24 protein-coding genes are annotated in these 19,347 nt (G+C 65.1%); 9 read left to right on the top strand and 15 right to left on the bottom strand.

Annotated features, from left to right (window positions below; genetic code table 11):
* Positions 1-5: 5 nt before the first annotated feature.
* The 10 genes from GGD63_RS30335 to GGD63_RS30380 all read right to left on the bottom strand — a co-directional run bounded on the left by GGD63_RS30335 (position 6) and on the right by GGD63_RS30380 (position 8,471).
* A complete protein-coding gene (locus GGD63_RS30335; RefSeq protein ID WP_183247465.1) occupies positions 6-1,070 on the bottom strand; it encodes a LacI family DNA-binding transcriptional regulator in 1,065 nt (354 codons plus the stop codon).
* 41 nt (positions 1,071-1,111) lie between these two features.
* Positions 1,112-2,140, bottom strand: coding sequence for a succinylglutamate desuccinylase/aspartoacylase family protein (locus GGD63_RS30340; protein ID WP_183247466.1), 1,029 nt, complete (start codon positions 2,138-2,140; stop codon positions 1,112-1,114).
* Positions 2,141-2,202: 62 nt separating this feature from the next.
* Positions 2,203-2,547, bottom strand: coding sequence for a RidA family protein (locus GGD63_RS30345; protein ID WP_183247468.1), 345 nt, complete (start codon positions 2,545-2,547; stop codon positions 2,203-2,205).
* Positions 2,548-2,601: 54 nt separating this feature from the next.
* Positions 2,602-3,399, bottom strand: a complete 798-nt coding sequence (locus GGD63_RS30350; protein ID WP_183247470.1) for a transporter substrate-binding domain-containing protein — start codon at positions 3,397-3,399, stop codon at positions 2,602-2,604.
* A gap of 40 nt (positions 3,400-3,439) precedes the next feature.
* The gene (locus GGD63_RS30355; RefSeq protein WP_183247472.1) at positions 3,440-4,168 is read right to left on the bottom strand and encodes an amino acid ABC transporter ATP-binding protein; all 729 of its coding nucleotides are present in this window, start codon (positions 4,166-4,168) and stop codon (positions 3,440-3,442) included.
* Positions 4,155-4,805, bottom strand: coding sequence for an amino acid ABC transporter permease (locus GGD63_RS30360; protein WP_183247474.1), 651 nt, complete (start codon positions 4,803-4,805; stop codon positions 4,155-4,157). The genes GGD63_RS30355 and GGD63_RS30360 overlap by 14 nt, the downstream gene beginning before the upstream one ends.
* A gap of 10 nt (positions 4,806-4,815) precedes the next feature.
* Positions 4,816-5,475: an amino acid ABC transporter permease gene (locus GGD63_RS30365; protein WP_183247476.1), complete on the bottom strand. Its 660-nt coding sequence runs from the start codon at positions 5,473-5,475 to the stop codon at positions 4,816-4,818.
* A 10-nt stretch (positions 5,476-5,485) separates the two neighbouring features.
* Complete coding sequence (locus GGD63_RS30370) at positions 5,486-6,781, bottom strand: alanine racemase (protein WP_183247478.1); 1,296 nt, start codon at positions 6,779-6,781, stop codon at positions 5,486-5,488.
* A 142-nt stretch (positions 6,782-6,923) separates the two neighbouring features.
* The gene (locus GGD63_RS30375; RefSeq protein WP_183247480.1) at positions 6,924-7,766 is read right to left on the bottom strand and encodes a metallophosphoesterase; all 843 of its coding nucleotides are present in this window, start codon (positions 7,764-7,766) and stop codon (positions 6,924-6,926) included.
* Positions 7,767-7,835: 69 nt separating this feature from the next.
* Positions 7,836-8,471 carry an acriflavin resistance protein gene (locus GGD63_RS30380; RefSeq protein ID WP_183247482.1) on the bottom strand — a complete coding sequence of 212 codons (636 nt, stop codon included), beginning with the start codon at positions 8,469-8,471 and terminating at the stop codon, positions 7,836-7,838.
* Positions 8,472-8,629: 158 nt separating this feature from the next.
* Here GGD63_RS30380 and GGD63_RS30385 point away from each other — a divergent pair, with 158 nt between their 5' ends.
* Positions 8,630-9,052 carry an MAPEG family protein gene (locus tag GGD63_RS30385; RefSeq protein ID WP_183247485.1) on the top strand — a complete coding sequence of 141 codons (423 nt, stop codon included), beginning with the start codon at positions 8,630-8,632 and terminating at the stop codon, positions 9,050-9,052.
* Between the two features lie 35 nt (positions 9,053-9,087).
* Complete coding sequence (locus tag GGD63_RS30390; RefSeq protein ID WP_183247487.1) at positions 9,088-10,389, top strand: RsmB/NOP family class I SAM-dependent RNA methyltransferase; 1,302 nt, start codon at positions 9,088-9,090, stop codon at positions 10,387-10,389.
* A gap of 210 nt (positions 10,390-10,599) precedes the next feature.
* Here the strand turns inward: GGD63_RS30390 and GGD63_RS30395 are convergent, their stop codons facing one another.
* From GGD63_RS30395 to GGD63_RS30405, 3 genes are all read right to left on the bottom strand, one after another.
* Positions 10,600-10,809: a cold-shock protein gene (locus GGD63_RS30395; protein ID WP_008141931.1), complete on the bottom strand. Its 210-nt coding sequence runs from the start codon at positions 10,807-10,809 to the stop codon at positions 10,600-10,602.
* A 267-nt stretch (positions 10,810-11,076) separates the two neighbouring features.
* On the bottom strand, positions 11,077-11,409 hold the full coding sequence (locus GGD63_RS30400) for a DHCW motif cupin fold protein (RefSeq protein ID WP_183247490.1): 333 nt from the start codon (positions 11,407-11,409) through the stop codon (positions 11,077-11,079).
* Positions 11,410-11,780: 371 nt separating this feature from the next.
* A complete protein-coding gene (locus tag GGD63_RS30405; protein WP_183247492.1) occupies positions 11,781-12,152 on the bottom strand; it encodes a nuclear transport factor 2 family protein in 372 nt (123 codons plus the stop codon).
* A 149-nt stretch (positions 12,153-12,301) separates the two neighbouring features.
* On the opposite strand from GGD63_RS30405, the gene guaA reads away from it, so the two are divergent.
* Positions 12,302-13,900 (top strand): glutamine-hydrolyzing GMP synthase, encoded by a 1,599-nt coding sequence (gene guaA / locus GGD63_RS30410; RefSeq protein WP_183247494.1) that lies wholly within the window; start codon positions 12,302-12,304, stop codon positions 13,898-13,900.
* 26 nt (positions 13,901-13,926) lie between these two features.
* Here the strand turns inward: guaA and GGD63_RS30415 are convergent, their stop codons facing one another.
* Positions 13,927-14,811, bottom strand: coding sequence for a LysR family transcriptional regulator (locus GGD63_RS30415; protein WP_183247522.1), 885 nt, complete (start codon positions 14,809-14,811; stop codon positions 13,927-13,929).
* A gap of 114 nt (positions 14,812-14,925) precedes the next feature.
* On the opposite strand from GGD63_RS30415, the gene GGD63_RS30420 reads away from it, so the two are divergent.
* The 3 genes from GGD63_RS30420 to GGD63_RS30430 are packed head-to-tail and all read left to right on the top strand — an operon-like array spanning position 14,926 to position 15,858.
* Complete coding sequence (locus tag GGD63_RS30420; RefSeq protein WP_183247497.1) at positions 14,926-15,102, top strand: DUF1127 domain-containing protein; 177 nt, start codon at positions 14,926-14,928, stop codon at positions 15,100-15,102.
* A gap of 20 nt (positions 15,103-15,122) precedes the next feature.
* Positions 15,123-15,677 carry a GNAT family N-acetyltransferase gene (locus GGD63_RS30425; RefSeq protein ID WP_183247499.1) on the top strand — a complete coding sequence of 185 codons (555 nt, stop codon included), beginning with the start codon at positions 15,123-15,125 and terminating at the stop codon, positions 15,675-15,677.
* 31 nt (positions 15,678-15,708) lie between these two features.
* Positions 15,709-15,858, top strand: a complete 150-nt coding sequence (locus GGD63_RS30430) for a hypothetical protein (RefSeq protein WP_409334103.1) — start codon at positions 15,709-15,711, stop codon at positions 15,856-15,858.
* A 38-nt stretch (positions 15,859-15,896) separates the two neighbouring features.
* Here the strand turns inward: GGD63_RS30430 and GGD63_RS30435 are convergent, their stop codons facing one another.
* The gene (locus GGD63_RS30435) at positions 15,897-16,460 is read right to left on the bottom strand and encodes a TetR/AcrR family transcriptional regulator (RefSeq protein WP_183247501.1); all 564 of its coding nucleotides are present in this window, start codon (positions 16,458-16,460) and stop codon (positions 15,897-15,899) included.
* Positions 16,461-16,574: 114 nt separating this feature from the next.
* Between GGD63_RS30435 and GGD63_RS30440 the strand changes: the two genes are divergently transcribed.
* The 3 genes from GGD63_RS30440 (at position 16,575) to GGD63_RS30450 (ending at position 19,247) form a co-directional block, all read left to right on the top strand.
* Positions 16,575-17,228 carry a glutathione S-transferase gene (locus tag GGD63_RS30440; RefSeq protein WP_183247503.1) on the top strand — a complete coding sequence of 218 codons (654 nt, stop codon included), beginning with the start codon at positions 16,575-16,577 and terminating at the stop codon, positions 17,226-17,228.
* A 139-nt stretch (positions 17,229-17,367) separates the two neighbouring features.
* Positions 17,368-17,853: a hypothetical protein gene (locus GGD63_RS30445; protein ID WP_183247505.1), complete on the top strand. Its 486-nt coding sequence runs from the start codon at positions 17,368-17,370 to the stop codon at positions 17,851-17,853.
* Positions 17,854-17,999: 146 nt separating this feature from the next.
* Positions 18,000-19,247, top strand: coding sequence for a serine hydrolase (locus GGD63_RS30450; protein ID WP_183247507.1), 1,248 nt, complete (start codon positions 18,000-18,002; stop codon positions 19,245-19,247).
* The last annotated feature ends 100 nt before the right edge of the window (positions 19,248-19,347 follow it).

Genomic DNA, 19,347 nt, shown 5'->3' on the forward strand with positions numbered 1-19,347 from the left:
AACGCTCAGACGCTGCCGCGCTCGATCAGGGACAATTCGACCGCGAGCCGTTGGTCGGCTGCCGGTCCGCCGGCGAGCCGTGCCAATAGCAATTCCCCCGCAATCCGCCCCAGGGCCGCCGCATCGAACGAGATGGTGGTGAGGCCGGGCGTGATCTGATCGGCAACGTCGTTATCGCCGAAGCCGAGCACGGCGAGATCGCGCGGCACCGACAGGCCGCGGGCGCGGGCCTCGATCAGCGCGCCGGTCGCCAGCAGATCGTTGGCGCAGAACACGGCATCGACGTCGCCGCCGCGCTCGAGCAGGGCGGTGAAGGCGGCGCGGCCGTCGACGAGGCCCGTGATCTCGCCGACGCCGATCTCGTGGACGATATCGAGGCCGAGTTGTGCGGCGGCGGCGCGAAAACCGTCGCGGCGGAGCGCGCCACGGCCGCTGCTGCGGCCGATGAAGGCGAGGCGGCGATGCCCGGCCTCCGCCAGCCGGCGCGCTGCCATGGCGCCGGCATCCGCATTGGGCAGGCCGACCAGCATGTCGATGGGATCGCGCGGGAACGCCCAGGTCTCGATCACGGGAATGCCGAGCTCGGCAAGCGCCGTGCGGTTCTCCTCGAGCTCGATGACGCCGGTGAACATCACCGCCGCGGGGCGGATGCCGCGCAGCGACTGGATCATCGCGACCTCCTTGGCATAGGAGTAGGAGGTCTGGCCGACCAGCACCTCGAAGCCTTCCGGCTCCAGCGTTGCGGCGAAGCTGCGCACCGCGAGGCCAAACTGCTGGCTGAGGATGTTGGAGACGAAGGCGACGACGACGTTCGACCGGCCCGAGCGCAGCGCGCGCGCATGCGGGTTCGACGCATAGCCGGTCGCCTCGATCACCTCGAGGATGCGCTCGCGGGTCTGTCGATTGACCTTCTCTGGGTGGCGCAGCACCCGCGACACCGTGATCGGCGCGACGCCGGCGCGCTCCGCCACTTCCTCGATGCGCGGCGGCCGTCCGGTCGCATTGCTGCGGCCGGGCGGCGCCGGAATGCGCACGACGTCGTCATAGCCTGGCTTTGCCGGATCGGTCATCGAATCCTGGGGTTAGTCCAAGTCGGTATCGTCTCCGAAGTTCACCGCGCCATCAACTCCTCACGCGACAGCGCGCGGCCGACCTGGACCAGGCAGTCGCCGCTCTGGCTGTCGGTGTGCAGCCGCTGCGAGATCACGATGCCGTCGGCGGGGAAGCGCAGCACCTCTTCGGGCAGCTCAGGTCGCTCGAAGTCGTGATACCAGCCGGCGATGTCGCCGGCCTTGACCCGCGCACCGACGGTGACAGCGGGCTCGAACCAGCCGCGGCGCGTCGCGAACACGGCCTGGGCATGGCTCTGCAGGGCCAGCAGTTCAGTGGCGCGCTCGACCGGCGCATGCGGCCCCAGCACGGGCGCCTGGACGAGGCCAAGCGCGAGCAGCAACCGGTCGACCGCGCGCGCGGTGAACGCCATCGTCTGCGGCGTGACGGTGCCGCCGCCGCCGAATTCACCTGACAAGCCGATCGCGCCGGCACGTGCGGCCGCGGCCATCGAGGTTGGCGCCGTGGCGCCGTTCTCGGCCACGAAGGCAAAGGGCATGCCGAGGCCTTCCATCAGGCGTAGCGCGTGGCCGAACATCTCGGGTGGTCCCTGCCGCTCGATCAGCGCGCAAGGCACATGCGCCATCGAGGTGCCGCCGGAGTGGATGTCGAAGACGACGTCGTGGCGCGGAAACAGCTCGTGCTCGAGGAAGTGCGCCAGGCGGAAGGTCGGCGTGCCCGCGGCATCGCCCGGGAAGGCGCGGTTGAGATTACCCTCGTCGAGCGGTGAGCGGCGGCGCGCCGCCATCACCGCGGGCAAATTGGCGAAGGGGAGGATGGTGATCTCGCCCTTGATGTCCTTCGCATCTAACCGGCGATACAGCCGCGTCAGCGTGATCTCGCCCTCATATTCGTCGCCGTGATTGCCGGCCATCAACAGCAGTTTTGGCCCGGCGCCGTTCTTGATCCGGAAGATCGGGATCTTGAGCTGGTAGTAGGGCGAGCGGTCGACCGAGAAGGGAATGCCGAGATGGCCGGACCATTTCTGGTCCTTCTCGAAGTCGATCTCGTGAAACAGTCCGGTATGCATGGCTTGCCTCGGGGCCGCGCCGTCGCCGGCGCCGGCCGAAGGTTGAAGGAAGTGCGGTGCCCTTACAGCAGGGCGACCGCGGTCATCTCGACGCGCAAATCGGGATCGGCGAGGCGGGCTTCGACGCAGGCGCGCGCCGGCGGATTGGCCGGATCGATCCAGGCGTCGTAGACCGAGTTCATGGTGTCGAAGTCGGTGATGTGCGGCAGGAAGACGTTGACCGCGATCAGCTTGGAGCGGTCCGAGCCGGCTTCCTTCAGCAGCGCGTCGATCTTGGCGAGCACCTGCTCCGTCTGCGACACGATGCCGGCCTTGCGGTCATCGGCGACCTGGCCTGCGATGTGCACCATGCCGCCGGCGGCGACGGCCTGGCTCATGCGCGATCCCACGACGTAACGTTTGATCATCTCAATTCTCCTCAAGAAGGTCGGCTCCCGCTGATGCGGGAGCCGTGTGCGAGTTCACAGCGTCGGCAGCGACTGCTCTTCCTTGAACCATTTCAGCTGCAGTGCGCCGAGCTTGCCGTTGAGCTTGTTGAAGAAGATGTCGGTGTTGATCCAGTTGAGCAGGTTCTGCTCGCCCTGGCGCACGCCGACATGGGCCGGCGACTGGCGGATCAGGAACTTCAGCTCGACCTCCTTGGTCGGGTTCTGGTCCTGCACCTTCAGCGCAATGGCGCTGTTCTCCGCGAACGTGTCGGCCTGTCCGGCGAGATAGGCCGCGATCGCGGCAGGGGTGTCCTCGAAGCGCACCAGCTTCACCTTCGGCGCGTTGTCGGTGAGCCAGACGTCGAGCGTCGAGCCCTTGGCCACCGCAACGCTGCGGCCGTCGAGATTGTCGGGCTTCTTGCCGGTGGCGGAGGGGAGCGACTTCGCGCCGTAGACGCCGAGATTCACCACCGCGTAGGGCTGCGAGAACATCACCTGCTGGGCGCGCTCGGGCGTCGCGCCGAGACCGGCGATCAGCATGTCGATCTTGTCCGACAACAGGCTCGGGATGCGCGCGGCGCCTGTCACCGGCACGAGCTCGAGCTTCACGCCCATGTCGGCGGCGATCAATTTTGCAAGATCGGCGTCGAGGCCGGCGATCTCGCCCTTGTCGTCCTTGAAGCCCCACGGTGCTGCGTCGGTGAGAATGCCAACGCGAATCTTGCCCGCGCCGAGCACGTCCTGGAGCTTGTCGGCGTTGGCGACGTTCGGTGCGGCGAGAACGGCAAGCGCCGCAGCTGCGATGGTGAAGAGGGACTTCAACTTTCTCATGACTCTCTCCTTGAAGGGGAAGGTTCTCACTTGGAAGGTTTCACTTGGCGGATGCGATGAAGCTTGCGAGCTCGGGGGTCTCGGGGTTGGCGAACAGTTTTGCCGGCGGGCCCTGTTCCCAGACGCGGCCCTGGTGCATGAAGACGATGCGGTTGGCGACGTTGCGGGCAAAGCCCATCTCGTGGGTGACCAGGATCATGGTCATGCCCTGTTTCGCCATCGCCTCCATCACCTTCAGGACTTCGCCGACGAGCTCGGGATCGAGTGCCGAGGTCACCTCGTCGAACAGCATCAGGTGAGGCGCCATGGCGAGGCAGCGCGCGATCGCCACGCGCTGCTGCTGGCCGCCGGAGAGCTGCTCAGGCCAGGCGTCGATCTTGTCGGCGAGGCCGACGCGGGTGAGCACATCCGCCGCCAGCGCACGTGCTTTCGCCTTGTCGATGCGGCCGGTGAGCAGCGGGGCCAGCGTGATGTTGCGCTCGACCTTCAGATGCGGAAACAGGTTGAAGGCCTGGAACACGATGCCGACGCGCTGACGGAATTTCTTCAGGTCAGGCATCCTGGCATGGACCTTCAGGCCCTCGACCCGGATCTCGCCGGCATCGACGCTCTCCAGCGCGTTGATGCAGCGGAGCAGCGTCGACTTGCCCGAGCCGGAGCGGCCGATGATGGTGACGATCTCGCCTTCCTGGACATCGAGCGAGACGCCCTTGAGCACCTCGACCTTGCCGAATGTCTTGTGCACGTCGCGGATTTCAACGAGAGCCATCGAGGCGGGCCTCCAGGGAGCGGGACCAGAGCGTGAGCGGCAGGCACAGCGCGAAATAGATCGCAGCGACCAGCGCGTAGGTGAGGAGCGGCTGGAACGTCGCCGCGCTCACCACTTGTCCGGCGCGGGCGAGCTCGACGAAGCCGAGGATAGAGGCGAGCGAGGTGCCCTTGATGAGCTGCACCAGGAAGCCGACGGTCGGCGGCAGCGACAGCCGCAGCGCCTGCGGCGCGATGATGTGGCGGAACTGCTGCCAGGCGGAGAGGCCGAGGCAGGCGCCGGCCTCCCACTGCGCCTGCTTCACGGCCTCCAGCCCGCCGCGCCAGATCTCGCCGAGGAAAGCCGCAGTGTAGAGCGTGTAGGCGACGGTCACGGCGATGAGCGCCGGCACCTGGATGCCGAGGAAAACCGGCATGCCGAAATAGAAGAAGAACAACAGCCCGAGCAGCGGCACGCTCTGGATCACCTGGATACACGCGGCCATCGCCCAGCGCAGGCCCGCGAACCGGCTGATGCGGCCCAGTGCGAGCCCGAGCGCAAGCGGCGCACCGAAGGCGAGCGCGAGTGCGACGAGCGCGACGGTCCAGCGCAGCGCCGCGAACAGCGAGACGAAATCGATGAGGGAGAAGGATCGCATCGCTTGTCCCTCAGCGCCGCCGCGGCCAGCGGAAGGCCGCCAGACCGATGATTGCGAACAGCGCCTTGAACGACATCGCCATCGCGAAATAGACCGCGCAGATCACCGCATAGACCTCGAAGCTGCGATAGGTGCGGCTCTCGATGAAGCCGGCGACATGAAACAGCTCGTCGGCGGCGACCTGCGAGGCGAGCGAGGTGCCGAGCAGCAAAAGGACGAACTGGCTGGTCACGGCGGGATAGGCGTTGCGCAGCGCCGGCGGCAGGATGATGTGACGGAACACCTGCCAGCCGGACAGTCCGAGGCACTGCCCCGCCTCGACCTGGCTGCGCGGAATGGAATCGAGGCCGGCGCGAATGATCTCGACCGAATAGGCGCCGAAATAGAGCGACAGCGCGACGGCGGCGGCCTCGAAGGCCGGCAGTTTCAGGCCGAAGTTCGGCAGCACGAAGAACACGATGAAGATCTGGATCAGCGAGGGCGTGTTGCGGAACAGCTCGATGTAACCGCGCACAAGCCAGCGCACCGGCGTGATGCGCCCCTTCAGCGCGACCGCACCGGCGATACCGATCACGAGCCCGGCCAGCGCCGAGATAACCGTCAACTCCAGCGTGACGATGGCGCCGTCGATGAGCTGGTTCTGATAGCGCCACAGCGGCAGGAAGTTCATCGCGCCGCTCTCAGCCGAACTGCGTGGGAAGGGCGCGCGTCACGACGCCGTCGGCATCGAGGACAAGGATCACGCGCCAGCTGTCGAGGCAGGTGCAGGGATGCGAGATGCCGAAGGCGATGATGTCGCCGACCGCAAGCGCGGCGTCGGGTGCGACGGACAGGAACGCGTGCTGGTCGTTGAGCCGGGTCACGGTGAGCGTAGCGGCGAGCCCTTGCTGCTCGGCGCAGTCGCGGAAGACGCGCAAGGGAACGGGCAGTCCCTGATCGAAAGAGGCATCGCGCATGCCGAAGCCTGCGATCGCAAGCCCGTCCTCGGGGCGCGACAGCACCTCGGCCCAGAGCGTCAATGCGGGCCGGAAGCCTTCGATGGCAGAATGGCGCAAACCGTCAACGAGCAGGCCGCCGCGCCGGTCGATCTCCGCGAAGGCGCGGGCATAGATGCCGTGATCGGCAAAGAACAGCGCGCCGGAGCGCAGGATCACGCTGGCATTGCCGTCGGCCTGCGCCACCGGCGCGAGCGCCTGCGCGACGAGATCGAAATAGGCGGAGCCGCCGGCACTCATGATCAGTGGCCGCTTTGGCGCGGCGGCGCGCACCAGCGCGAAGGCGTCGATGGTGCGCTCCAGCAGCGCCGCGATGGCGCGCATCGTCTCGGCCGCGTCCGACGTTGCGGCTGCCCCCTCATAGGTGGCGACACCACCGAGCAGAAGCCGGTCGGCGGCAAGCACGGCCGCGATCGTCGCCTCGACCGCGGCGCGATCGCGCGCGCCGGCGCGGCCCGCACCGAGCTCGACGAGCACCGACAGTTCGCTGCGGCCTGCGATCCGCGCCGCCTCAGCAAGCGCTGCGGCCGCGGCCGGTGAATCCGCGAAGGCGTGAAATTCGACGTCGGGATAGGCGCTCAAGAGCGCGCCGAGCCGTCGGCCGGCCGCGAGCCCGCCGATCTCGTTGGCCAGCAGCAGGCGCCGCTCGCCGCTCGCGAGCAGCACGGCGGCCTGCTGGATGTTCGCAACCGTCGTCCCCCACGCGCCGGCTGCACGCAGCGAGCGGGCGAGCTCCGGCGACATGGGCGTCTTGGCGTGCGGGGCGACGGCAACGCCGGCGCTCGCGCACCATCTCAGGAACAGGTCGCGATTGGCCGCGAAGGCGGCTTCATCAAGGGTGAGGGCGGGCAGGGCGAGATCGCCGCGCGAAGGTGACCAGCTCAGGCTGCCTATGTCCTCAGTGGCGACGCCATCGACCAGGGGAATGCCCCGAATCGTCGTCGAAAGACGTTGGCTATCCCACCGGGACAAGAACTGCATCGTCGCTCCCTCAGCGGCCCTCGACCGCCGGAATGAACGATATGTTCGAATGACAACGTTGTCATCAGTCAAATCTAACCATTTTGGGGACAAGTTCGAGGCAATAAGGTATTTGGATAAGGATTTTTGCCCGCAAATTGAGCTAGTGCTCGCCGCCCATCTGGACGAGGACTTCCTCGATGTCGATATCGACCTGGCCCGCTGCTCTGACGTGACGGACCTCGAAACTGTCCGGCTGGAAGCGGTACTCGACGAGCCCCGTCTCCTTGATTGCGATGCGGTCCTGGCGCGCGTCGTTGATCCTGAAGCCGACCGACGGCGCCCAGACGTGGCGCGTATGGCGAAAGGTGAAGTCGCGGCGCTGATGCACGTGACCGCTGGCGATCAGGCGCAGATCGACACGTGCGAACATCTCGATCAGCCGCGCGCGTGCCGGCTGCGGCACGTAACGTATCGAAGTTTCAGGTGTCTCGGGGTCGTCCGGCAGGTTGAGAAACAGCGGCTTGTGCAGGAACAGCGCGACCGGCCCGCCGTTCACGCGCGCGATCTCGGAGGCGAGCCAGTCGAACTGCTCGGCCTCGAAGGCGAGCCCTGAATTCATCACCAGCGTGTTGAGGCCGATGAAGCGCCAGCCCGCGGCTTCGAACGACCAATGATCCTCGCCGATGATCTCGCAGAATTGCCGGCGGTGCGCCTCCGTGACCGGCGGCTTCGGCGCAGGCCCGATCGCGGTCGGATTGTCGCCGATGTCGTGATTGCCTGGGATGTAGCGACAGGGAACGGGCAGGGCCTCGTGCAGGCTTTTGGCGAATTCGACATCGTCGCGGCTGGTCGGCCCGTCGAAGGAGACGTCGCCGGTGTTGATGACGAGGTCGGGCCTGTTGGCGTCGATGTGCTCGTAGACGCGATGGAAGTTTTCGATCAGGCCGGGAAAGCGCCGGCCGAGATGGGTGTCGGAAATCTGCGTGAGGCGAAATTCGGACATGAGCCGATCATAGGCCGGGCCACGCGTCGGAACGATGACGGCACGCCGCGTTTCGCGACCGAACAAAGTTTAAAGCACGCGATAGCGGATTGTGTAGGCATCCTGCGGGGCGACGCTGCCCGCCAGCGGCGATGCGATGCGGTCGGCGAGGTGCCAGGGGCCGAACTGCTCGGTGCGATGCGGCTCGGCGGGCAGGCGCAGGCGGAATTCGAACGTGCCCTTGCCGGGCAGGTTCACGACCAGCACGCGGTCGGCGGTGCGATGGTTGAGCGCGACCGCGCCGCGCAGCAGCGCGCGGCCGTCGGCGAGATCGCGCACGCCGTCGACGAGGGCCAGAGTCTGGTTGCGGTCGGTGTGCAGCTCGATCTGGCTGTCGGTCACCGCCACCAGCATCTCGCAGGGCATGCGGATCTCGAACTCGACGGCCGGCTTGGACGGGTTGAGGCCGAGATAGGCGAGCGCGGCGTGGCGCATGTCGTAGGCGGCGAAGGCGAGCAGGGCGATGGCGGCGAGCGTGGCGAGCCCGTGCCTGATGACATCGCGCCCGCTCCGGTAGCCGAGGCGGAAATACACCGTCATTGCCAGCGCCACCGCGAGCGCCGTGGCGATACCTGCCAGCGCCGACATCACGATGCCGAGCTGGCCGTCAGCGGATTCGGCAAGGGAGCCGATCAGGCTGGCGATCTGGCTGGAGAGGGTATTCATGGCGGTCTCTCGCCCTGCGCCCCGAAAGGGGGCGAAATTGCTTTAACAATCGCTGGTTGGTCGCAAGAGCGGGAACACCGGTTCAACTCGCTGATTGTCAGCGTCAGAAGTCGCGGCTAATGACGGTGCGCGGCAATCCGCCTTACGGGAAAGTTCCGATGTCCGTCCAAATGGTCCTGCTGCCTGTCTTCGTGCAGGTCGGTCTCACCTTCGCGCTCCTGATCGGGATGGTCTTCGCGCGCCGCCGCTCGCTGGTGTCGGGCGAGACCAAGATCCGCGACATTGCGCTCGGCGAGCCGAATTGGCCCAAGGACGCCACCCAGATCGGCAATTGCTACCGCAACCAGTTCGAGCTGCCGGTGCTGTTCTACGCCCTGATCGCGCTGGCGCTGCCCTTGCGCCATGCCGATCTCTTCATCGTGCTGATGTCCTGGGTGTTCGTGGTGACGCGCTTAGCCCATGCCGGCGTGTTCGTCTCCTCCAACGATCTCGGCCGCCGTTCCACGATCTGGCTCGCCGGCGTGCTGGTGCTGCTGGTGATGTGGATCTACTTCGCGCTGAGAATGCTCCTGGTGATCTGACGTTTAGCTGTCGGACCTAATCTGAAAGATTTGAAATGACCCCCGCTGCCCGGCTGTCCGCAGCCATCGAACTGATCGACACCATCGAGAAGGACCGCGTGCCCGCGGCCAAGGCGCTGAAGGAGTGGGGCACCGCGCACCGCTTCGCCGGCTCGGGCGACCGCGCCGCCATTGCCGGCCTCGTCTGGGACGTGCTGCGCCGCTACGCCTCGAGCGCCTGGCTCATGGATGCAGACACCGCGCGTGCCAGGCTGATCGGCATGCTCCGCCTCGAGCGCGACATGGACACGGCCACCATGGCCGCGCTGTTCGACGGCAGCCGCTTCGCGCCGGCGCCGCTGACGGACGCCGAGCAGGCGGCGCTCAGCCAGCGCTCCCTGAAGGAGGCTCCTGCGGCCGTCGCCGGCGACTACCCGGAATGGCTCGATCCGCACTTTGCAAAAGTGTTCGGCGAGGACCGCACGGCGGAAGCCGCCGCGATGGCGAGCCGGGCGCCACTCGATCTGCGCGTCAACACGCTAAAATCCAATCGCGACAAGGTGCTGCGCGCGCTTGCTCATCTTCATGCGAAACCGACGCCGTGGTCGGCAACCGGCTTGCGCATCGAGCTTTCGGCCGATGCGCGCAACCCCGGCATCCAGGCGGAAGAGGATTTCATCAAGGGCGCAATTGAAGTGCAGGATGAGGGATCGCAGCTTGCGGCCCAGTTCACTGCGGCAAAGCCCGGCGAGCAGGTGATCGATCTCTGCGCGGGCGCCGGCGGCAAGACGCTGGCGCTCGCGGCCCTGATGCAGGGCAAGGGCCGGCTGATCGCGACCGACCGCGACAAGCGCCAGCTTGCGCCGATCCACGAGCGCCTGTCGCGCGCCGGCGTCCATAATGCCGATGTCCGCACTCCCAAGGGCGAGGCCGATCCGCTGGCCGACATCCGCAGCTCCGCCGACCTCGTCGTGATCGACGCGCCCTGCACGGGAACCGGAACCTGGCGCCGCAACCCCGACGCCAAATGGCGCATGCGCCCTGGCGCGCTGGAGATCCGCCTGCGCGACCAGGCCGAGGTGCTGGAGCGGGCGGTTCCGCTGGTGAAGGCCGGCGGCCGCATCGCCTACATCACCTGCTCGGTGCTGGCGGAAGAGAACGGCGAGCAGGTGAGGGCGTTCGTCGGTCGCCATCCCGAGTTCGCGGTGGTACCGCCCGAGCAGACCGCCAGCGTGCTCTGGGACAAGGCGGAGGCCTTCGCCGATGCCGCGCTGCAGTCGCCCGAGGGCTGGCTGATGACGCCGCAGCGGACCGGAACCGACGGGTTTTTCGTCTCGGTGCTGAAGAAGACAGGATGATCAACGTTGTCATTCGGGGGCGCGCATAGCGCGAGCCCGGAATCCATCGTGCGGCGGTCTCCGCGGGGGCATGGATTCCGGGCTCTCGCTTCGCGAGCCCCGGAATGACGGGCCCCCGAAACAAAAGCCCCGCAGACCGGTCCCGGTCGCGGGGCTTTCGAGTTCTGGCGTTCTGCCGGTACGTCCGCGGTCAGAACGTTGCGCGGGCGATTAGCCGACGCGGAGATTGTCAGCCGACGACTTGCCGCTGCGGCGGTCGGCGACGATGTCGAACGAGACCTTCTGACCCTCGTTGAGGGAGGAGAGGCCAGCGCGCTCGACGGCGCTGATGTGCACGAACACGTCCTTCTGGCCGTCGTCCGGCTGGATGAAACCATAACCCTTTTGGGTGTTGAACCACTTCACGGTGCCCATAGCCATGGGAATTTCCTTCAATTAGTTAGAGACAGTACGCACGTGGACCGGTACGCGTCGCTGCGCCCATAGCCCTGATGAGTCGATGTTTTGGAGAAGTCATCTGAAGCGTGCGCGCCCGTCTTAGACGAGGCGAAGCGGCCCAGTCGTTCGGCCAAGTATCGATGATCACAATATAGCGAGATAATTGGACTTCTTCAAGGCACCACCCGTGGTCCGGCACGTCGCGCTGGTTTTCTATTTTGCGGTGCAAATACACCGCGCCGATGGCCCTCAATCGACGATAAAGAGCGTCGCGCCGGTGGCCGTCGAGGACCGGTGCGCGGCGTCGCCGAAGTCCGAGACCTGGTAGCTCATGCCCGCCGTCAGCTTGAACTTGCGGCCGTCGCGCAGTTCCGAATCGAGCTCGCCCTTGACCACGAAGATCACGTGGCCGCGGTCGCACCAATGGTCGGCGAGATAGCCCGGCGAATACTCGACCATCCGGACCCGGAGATCGCCGATATTGAGCGTGCGCCATGTGGCCTGCCCGGTCTCGCCGGCATGCGCCGTCGGCGCAACCTTGCTCCAGTCGGTGACGGTGAAGGGGGAGGTGGGGAGCTTCATGATGGTCGTCCTGTCTCAGAGCCGGCGGTGCTGTTGTTAGCGCACACACGTGCCACAGTCTCCGTCATTGCGAGCGCAGCGAAGCAATCCAGAAATGCATCCGCGGCGGCAGCCTGGATTGCTTCGCTGCGCTCGCAATGACGATTGCGGAAGCAGCGCGCCCCCTCTCTGCCCGTCACCCTGAGGCGCTCGTCCTGCGAAGCAGGACGAGCCTCGAAGGGCGACAGCCCGGCTGCCAGCTCGGCCGTGCATCCTTCGAGGCTCGCCCTGCGTCGCTACGCGCCGCAGAACTCGCACCTCCAGCGACGAGCGCTATGCGCTCGCGCGGGGATGACGGGCAGAGAGCGGAATCGCTGTGCCACAAGCGGCACTCAATGCGGCAGATGGTTCGCCGACCCCTGCACGATCAGCCCGGCATCATTCACCCGCAGATATTCGCAGATCTTCTTCCCCCGCTCGTTCGCGTAGAACACCACGACACTGTCAGGGCTGACGAAGACATCGATCAGCGAAAAGTGCAGCTCCGGCAGCAGCCCCAGCGCCTTGCCCCAATACGCCCGAAGCGCGTCCTTGCCGCGCACGGTGCCGCTGGCGTCGAACCCCATCACGGGGATGCGGTCCGAGGTCATCACGGCGGCCTCGTCATAGAGCGCGAGCACGCGCTCGAGGTCGTGCGCATTCCAGGCCTCGACCCAGGCCCGGCCAAGCGCGGCAAGCGTTGATGGCTGATGGTGCTGTGACATGACGTTCTCCCTGATCGGCCCCTGTCGGATAGCGGGGCAAATTAGGTCAATAATACTTACCTATATCCATTTGTCCATGCCCAAAGAAGAATGTGGGCGCGCGAGCGAGCGCGGTTGCGGGCGGGGCCGCGCCAGCGTATCTGCTGGCCATGACAGCAGCACAGAACGACCGCTCCGCGTCGACGCCCTCCGTGGCCTCGGCGCATGACAAGATTCTCATCGTCGACTTCGGCAGCCAGGTGACGCAGCTGATCGCGCGTCGCGTGCGCGAGGACGGCGTCTATTGCGAGATCGTCCCGTTCAACAAGGCCGAAGCGGCCTTCGAGGAGATGAAGCCGAAGGCGGTGATCCTCTCCGGCGGCCCGGAGTCGGTGCACGAGGCCGGCTCGCCCCGCGCTCCGCAATTGATCTTCGCATCCGGAGTGCCCGTGATGGGCATCTGCTACGGCCAGATGACCATGGCGGCCCAGCTCGGCGGCGAAGTCGAGGGCGGCCATCACCGCGAATTCGGGCGCGCCGATGTCGAGGTGAAGGCGCAGAGCAAGCTGTTCGAGGACGTCTGGACGTCAGGCAGCAAGAACCAGGTCTGGATGAGCCATGGCGACCGCATCACCAAGATGCCGCCGGGCTTCTCGGTCGCCGGCACCTCGCCGAACGCGCCCTTCGCGATCATCCAGGACGAGAAGCGCAAATATTACGGCCTGATGTTCCACCCCGAAGTGGTGCACACGCCCGATGGCGCAAAGCTCATCCGCAACTTCGTGCGCAAGATCGCCGGCCTCACCGGCGACTGGACCATGCGCGCCTTCCGCGAGGAGGAGATCGCAAAGATCCGCCAGCAGGTCGGCAGTCGCAGGGTGATCTGCGGCCTCTCCGGCGGTGTCGATTCAGCCGTCGCGGCCGTCTTGATCCACGAAGCCATCGGCGACCAGCTCACCTGCGTCTTCGTCGACCACGGCCTGTTGCGTCTCGACGAAGCCAAGACCGTCGTCGACCTGTTCCGCCACCACTACAACATCCCGCTCGTGCACGTGGACGCCTCAAAACAGTTTCTGGGCGAGCTCGAAGGCGTCACCGACCCCGAAACCAAGCGCAAGACCATCGGCCGCCTCTTCATCGAGGTGTTCGAGCAAGAGGCCAAGAAGATCGGCGGCGCCGATTTCCTCGCGCAAGGCACGCTCTATCCCGACGTGATCGAGAGCGTATCCTTCACTGGCGGCCCCTCGGTCACCATCAAGTCGCACCACAATGTCGGCGGCCTGCCTGAGCGCATGAACATGAAGCTCGTCGAGCCCCTGCGCGAGCTGTTCAAGGACGAGGTGCGCAAGCTCGGCCGCGAACTGGGCCTCCCCGAAATCTTCGTCGGCCGCCACCCGTTCCCGGGCCCGGGCCTCGCCATCCGCTGCCCCGGCGACATCACCAGGGACAAGCTCGACATCCTGCGCAAGGCCGACGCCGTCTACATCGACCAGATCCGCAAGCACGGCCTCTACGACGACATCTGGCAGGCCTTTGCCGTGCTGCTCCCGGTGAAGACCGTCGGCGTCATGGGCGACGGCCGCACCTACGACTACGTCGTGGGCCTGCGCGCCGTCACCTCCACCGACGGCATGACCGCGGACTTCTACCAGTTCGACATGAAGTTCTTAGGGGAGACCGCCACGCGCATCATCAACGAGGTGAAGGGCGTGAACCGGGTGGTGTATGATGTGACGAGCAAGCCGCCCGGGACGATTGAGTGGGAGTAGGGGGAACGCGATTGGGCGAGGCGGTCCTACGCGCAAATTGATCTGAGCGCGGCCAAGGTCTTCCGCAGCCCGAGGTCGAGACGCTTGTCTCGACGAATCACCAGCGCAAGCCGACGATAGAGCCTGGGCGAGAGCGAGCGGACAACCAGATCCCGTGGCTTTGCGGCCGCGGAAACGGCCATGCCGGGCAGGATGGCGCAGCCAAGACCGGCGCGCACCATCTCCTTGATCGCCTCGACGCTGCCGAGCGACATCAGGGGTTTTAGCGGGACGCCGCCGCGGATCAGCCACTGATCTGCGACGCGCCGCGTATTTCCGCCGGGTTCGAACAGAATGACCGGTTTGCTCGCCAGCACAGCGGGCGTGATCCGCGCTGGAAGCGGCATGTCGCGGGGCGAGATCAAGACGAACTCGTCCTGCATCACCGGGGTGATCTCGAAGCTGCGTCCGGTCACCGGCATCGTGACGAGGCCGATGTCGATCACATTGTCCTCCACCGCCTTGGCAATTTCCGCGGTGTTCCCCGTTGTAACCGTGATCTCCAGCGCTGGAAGCGACGACCTCAATTGCTTGAGAACGGGCGGAAGCAGGAAGATGCACGCGGTCGCGCCCGTTCCCAGCCTAACCCGCCCCGCAGTCCCGCCCGTCTGGCGCGCGACCGCGTCGAGGGCCAGGTCGACAGCCGCGTTGATCTGATGGGCATGCGCGAGCAACGCGACACCGGCGGCGGTCGGCTTTGCCGTCCTTCCGACGCGCTCGATCAGGGACGCCTTCAGGCTCTTCTCCAGTTGACGTACCTGCAGGCTCACCGCCGGCTGACTGAGGTGGAGCCTTTCAGCGGCGGCCGAGAAGCCGCCGCACTCGATGACGACGAGGAAACTCTGCAGGTAGTCCAGATTGAGCTTCTTCATCAAAGAATCTCTTATGCTATTCATAAGTTACAAAAGCTTCATTTATATATGGCCAAGCGGCATGCTTGCGCAATGTTTGGGATTCGACGAGGCGGAGCGCGAGCGTTGTGCGGCTTGAAAGCCCTCGGCGACGACGTTGTAGAGCTGTCGCGCTATCTCGCGGCCTGGCCGTCATCGCGCATTCGCCAATGGCAGGCGCTATGCGACCTGGATGATCATCTGCTCGCCGATATCGGGCTGACGCGGAGCGAGGTCGAGCTGGGTCCTGCTTCGCACACCACGTGCAAGTGAAATCAATCGAGAGGATTGGAATGACGGAAGTGATCAAGACAATCGCGATACGGGACGCGTCGGAGACCGACATGACCGAGGTCCAGCACATCTACGAGCATCACGTGCGCTACGGCCTGGCGACGTTTGAGGAAGTTCCGCCGACCGTCGACGAGATGTTGAGGCGACGCGATGCCGTCGTGTCGGCGCGGTTGCCCTATCTCGTTGCCGTGGTCGACGGGCACGTTGCGGGCTACTGCTATGCAACGTCATATAGGCCGCGCCCTGCCTACCGGCATACGATCGAGGATTCGGTCTATGTATCGGAAGCGATGCGCGGACGCCGCATCGGGGCTGCCCTGCTCGGCGAGTTGATCGCGCGCTGTGAGGCCGGGCCGTGGCGGCAGATGCTCGCCGTGATCGGCAATAGCAGGAATGCAGGGTCCATCGCGCTGCATCGTAGCCTCGGTTTCCAGCCGGCCGGAAGCCTCACCTCCGTCGGCTTCAAGCTCGGCCAATGGGTCGATACTGTCTTGATGCAGAGGGCGCTTGGCCCGGGAGCCGAGACGCTTCCATCCGACGCAGTCAGCCCGTAGGATGGGTAGAGCGTAGCGAAACCCATCGCGCTTGCAAGACGGACTTGATGGGTATCGCTTCCACCCATCCTACGATCTACTGGGCGAGACCGCCACGCGCATCATCAACGAGGTGAAGGGCGTGAACCGGGTGGTGTATGATGTGACCAGCAAGCCGCCGGGGACGATTGAGTGGGAGTAGTGCGTCGCCGCCCCACTGTGGTCTGATGTCAGGACCACCTATGCCGGCAGAAGACCCGCGGCGCGATAGTTGTCGATCGTTGAGTCGTAGAGCGAAATATCGCAGCGGCTTCTGGCGATGAGCTGCGCGCCGGCGATGGCGGCGAAAATGGCGCGGGCCCGCTGTTCGCTCTTTCTCGAACTGACCAGGCCCGCAGCCACCAACAGCTTGCTCAGCCAGGCCACGTTGACGTCGGCAAATGTCTGGACCTCCTTCTTTACTGCGCCCGGCAGGTCCTCGACTTCCGCGGACATGAAGCTGCAGAGGCACATGCGATTGTCGCTCTCGAGCGCTTTGCGAAACACATCGGGATATCGACGCAGGCAGCGGACAGGATCGGCGGTTTCTGCCAGCATCGCCTCGAGTTGGGCGGCGGTGTCCTCCCAGTAGCGCCGTGCGACGGCCACGCCGAGATCGGCCTTGCTTGGGAAATGGTGGTAGATGCTGGCGGCCTTGATCCCGACTTCGTCTGCGAGATCGCGGAAATTCAGGCCGCCATAGCCGTGCGCCTGCGCGGTCCGCTTTGCTGCCGCCAAGATGGCCTCCCGAGCGCTTGAACTCACTTCGTCGCCTCACTGCTTCGTTATCTACCAAGTGACAGGTAGGGCTTGACCCATCGAATTGGAAGTCTTCATATCGGGCCTACCAAGTGACAGGTAGACAAAATAGGAGTCGTGATGAAGATTTACGATTGGCCAACTGGACCATATCCGGCCCGCGTGCGCATCGCCTTGGCCGAAAAGAACCTGCCGTCGCACGTGCAGTTCGTATTGGTCGATCTCTACAAGGGCGAGCACAAGAAGCCCGAATTCCTCGCCAAGAACTACTCCGGCACCTTGCCGGTGCTCGAACTCGACGACGGGACCTTCATTGGCGAGTGCACGGCAATTACCGAGTACCTTGATGCGCTCGATGGCGCGCCGACACTGACCGGCAGGACCCCGCGCGAAAAGGGCGTGATTCACATGATGAGCAAGCGGGCCGAACTGGAACTGCTCGATGCTATCAGTGTCTATTTCCACCACGCCACGCCGGGTCTTGGGCCTCATGTCGAGATCTATCAGAACCCCGAATGGGGATTCCGCCAGCGCGACAAGGCACTCAGGGGGATGCACTACTTTGACGGCATTCTGAAAGAACAGCCGTTCGTCGCCGGCGAGGCGTTCACGATGGCCGATATCACCCTCATAGGCGGCTTGATCTTCGCGGGACTCGTGAGCGTGCCGGTGCCGGTGGAGTGCGGGGCTCTTTTGGCATGGTATGCAAGGATGCAGGAGCGTCCTAGCGTCAAAAACCGGATAACAATGTCCGAGCCGACCAAGGCATCTTGATTGAGATCGTCTTGCGCAAGTTCGTAGGATGGGTAGAGCGCAGCGAAACCCATCGTGGTCGGATTGATGGGATCGCTTTGATCCACCCATCCTACGAGCTATGGCAAGCAGGCAATGTCGATGATGGCGGAGGGATTGCATGGGTGAGGACGACAAAAAGAAGGAATTCGTCGAACGGGTACGACGGCACTTTCAGGAGATCACGCCTCAACTGAATATGGAAATGGCGATGATCGCAGGCCAGTCATGGGGCGACGCGACGAGATTCCTGCTGATCGAATACGACTCGCAACTCTTTAGCGACGAATTTGCTGTGTCATTGTGGGCGATGGATGCAGATGGCGAACCTGTTGACCGGGAGGGGCACTGGTTTCTGAAGGGCCGGACGGTCGTCGTTTCCTCCGAAATTTATGACGATGAGGAATACGAGGCGATTGAACCGGGGGAAACGGCTTCAGAGCTTCTGGAGCAGTGGTTGGCCCAAGCGTGGCGTGCCCATGGGCATGAGGCGCTTCCAGCGTACATCGGTCACCACGACAGCTATTTCAAGACCGATCTGGCCACCAGCGAAGGGGTGAATTGGGACAGCATCGTTGCGCGAGCAAAGGCTGGGCTCGCTTCATAGTCTCGCAATTCTTGAGCGCGCAGGATAGGTAGAGCCAAGCCCACTGTCGTCCTGACTTGTCGCGCAGGTGCCCAGCGCTTGCGTCGGATGTCCACAGCTCGTGCCCATGCTAGGACCTCAGCCTTGCCTCTCTGGAGCCAGTGTTGATGTCCGTCTCGCCCGCCCAAATCACCTCCGCCGAATCCGACCCCGAAACCCTCGGCTGGATGAAGGGCTTTCCGCCGTCCCCTGATCGCACCATCACCTTCCAGGACGGCTCGTTCCGCAGCTTTCCCGAGCTGCGCTGGGCCTGGAGCAATGTGCGCCAGCTGGTGCCGACCGTGAATGTCTGGCGCGGGGCAGGGCCCGCCTCGGTGTTGCCGCGTGAGGTTCATGACATCGGCGGCTCGGTCTCGACCACGATGGACGGCCGTCTGATGACGTTCGCAAAAATGCTGGAGGAGACCTACACCGACGGCATCGCGGTGCTGCACCGGGGCAAGCTGATCTATGAGCGCTATTTCGGCGCGCTCAAGCCGCACAAGCCGCATATCGCGATGTCGGTGACGAAGTCGTTCACCGGCGTGCTCGCGGCCATTCTGGTCACCGAGGGCAGGATCGATCCGCAGGCGCCGGTCACGGACTATGTGCCGGAGCTGAAAGCCAGCGCGTTCGGGGACGCGCGCGTGCACGAGGTCATGGATATGACCACGGGGCTCGAATACACCGAGGTCTACACCGACAAGAACTCGCATGTGTGGGGCCTCAGGCGCGCCAACGGCATGGCGCCGATCCCGCCCGGCTATGACGGCCCGACCAGTATTTTCGATTTCCTCATCGCGCAGAAGAAGCAGGGCGAGCACGGCAAGGCCTTCGCTTACAAGACCGTCAACACCGACGTGCTCGCCTGGATCATCAGGCGCGCCAGCGGCATGACGCTGGCCGATCTGTTGTCGGAGCGCATCTGGGCGCCGATGGGCGCCGAGGAGGACGCACATTATCACGTCGACCGCATCGGCACCGAAAGCGGCGGCGGTGGCCTCTCCACGACACTGCGCGATCTCGCCCGCTTCGGCGAGACCATGCGCAATCACGGCCGCTTCAACGGCCGCCAGATCGTGCCGTCGTCCGTGGTCGAGGACATCGCGCGCGGCGGCGACCCCGAAAAATTCAAGCCGGCCGGCTACACCACGCTTCCCGGCGCCTCCTATCGCAATCAATGGTGGGTCACGCACAATGCGCACGGCGCCTACATGGCGCGCGGCGTCTACGGCCAGGGCATCTATGTCGATCCCAAAGCCGAGATGGTGATCGCGCGCTACGCCTCGCACCCCATGGCAGGCAACGCCGCCAACGACCCCGTGACGCTGCCGGCCTACATGGCGCTGGCGAATCAGCTGATGGCGGGCGGGTGAGGCAATCGTAGCAACCATTAGATTCGCCCGATCGCTGAGGGTAGCATGACGCCGTGCTTGCGGCCGTCAAGGCGTGGCCTGGCGGCAGCGGAGATGGAGG

Origin of the sequence: Bradyrhizobium sp. cir1, from assembly GCF_014198245.1 — a bacterium.
In the GTDB taxonomy this organism is placed as follows: Bacteria; Pseudomonadota; Alphaproteobacteria; order Rhizobiales; family Xanthobacteraceae; genus Bradyrhizobium.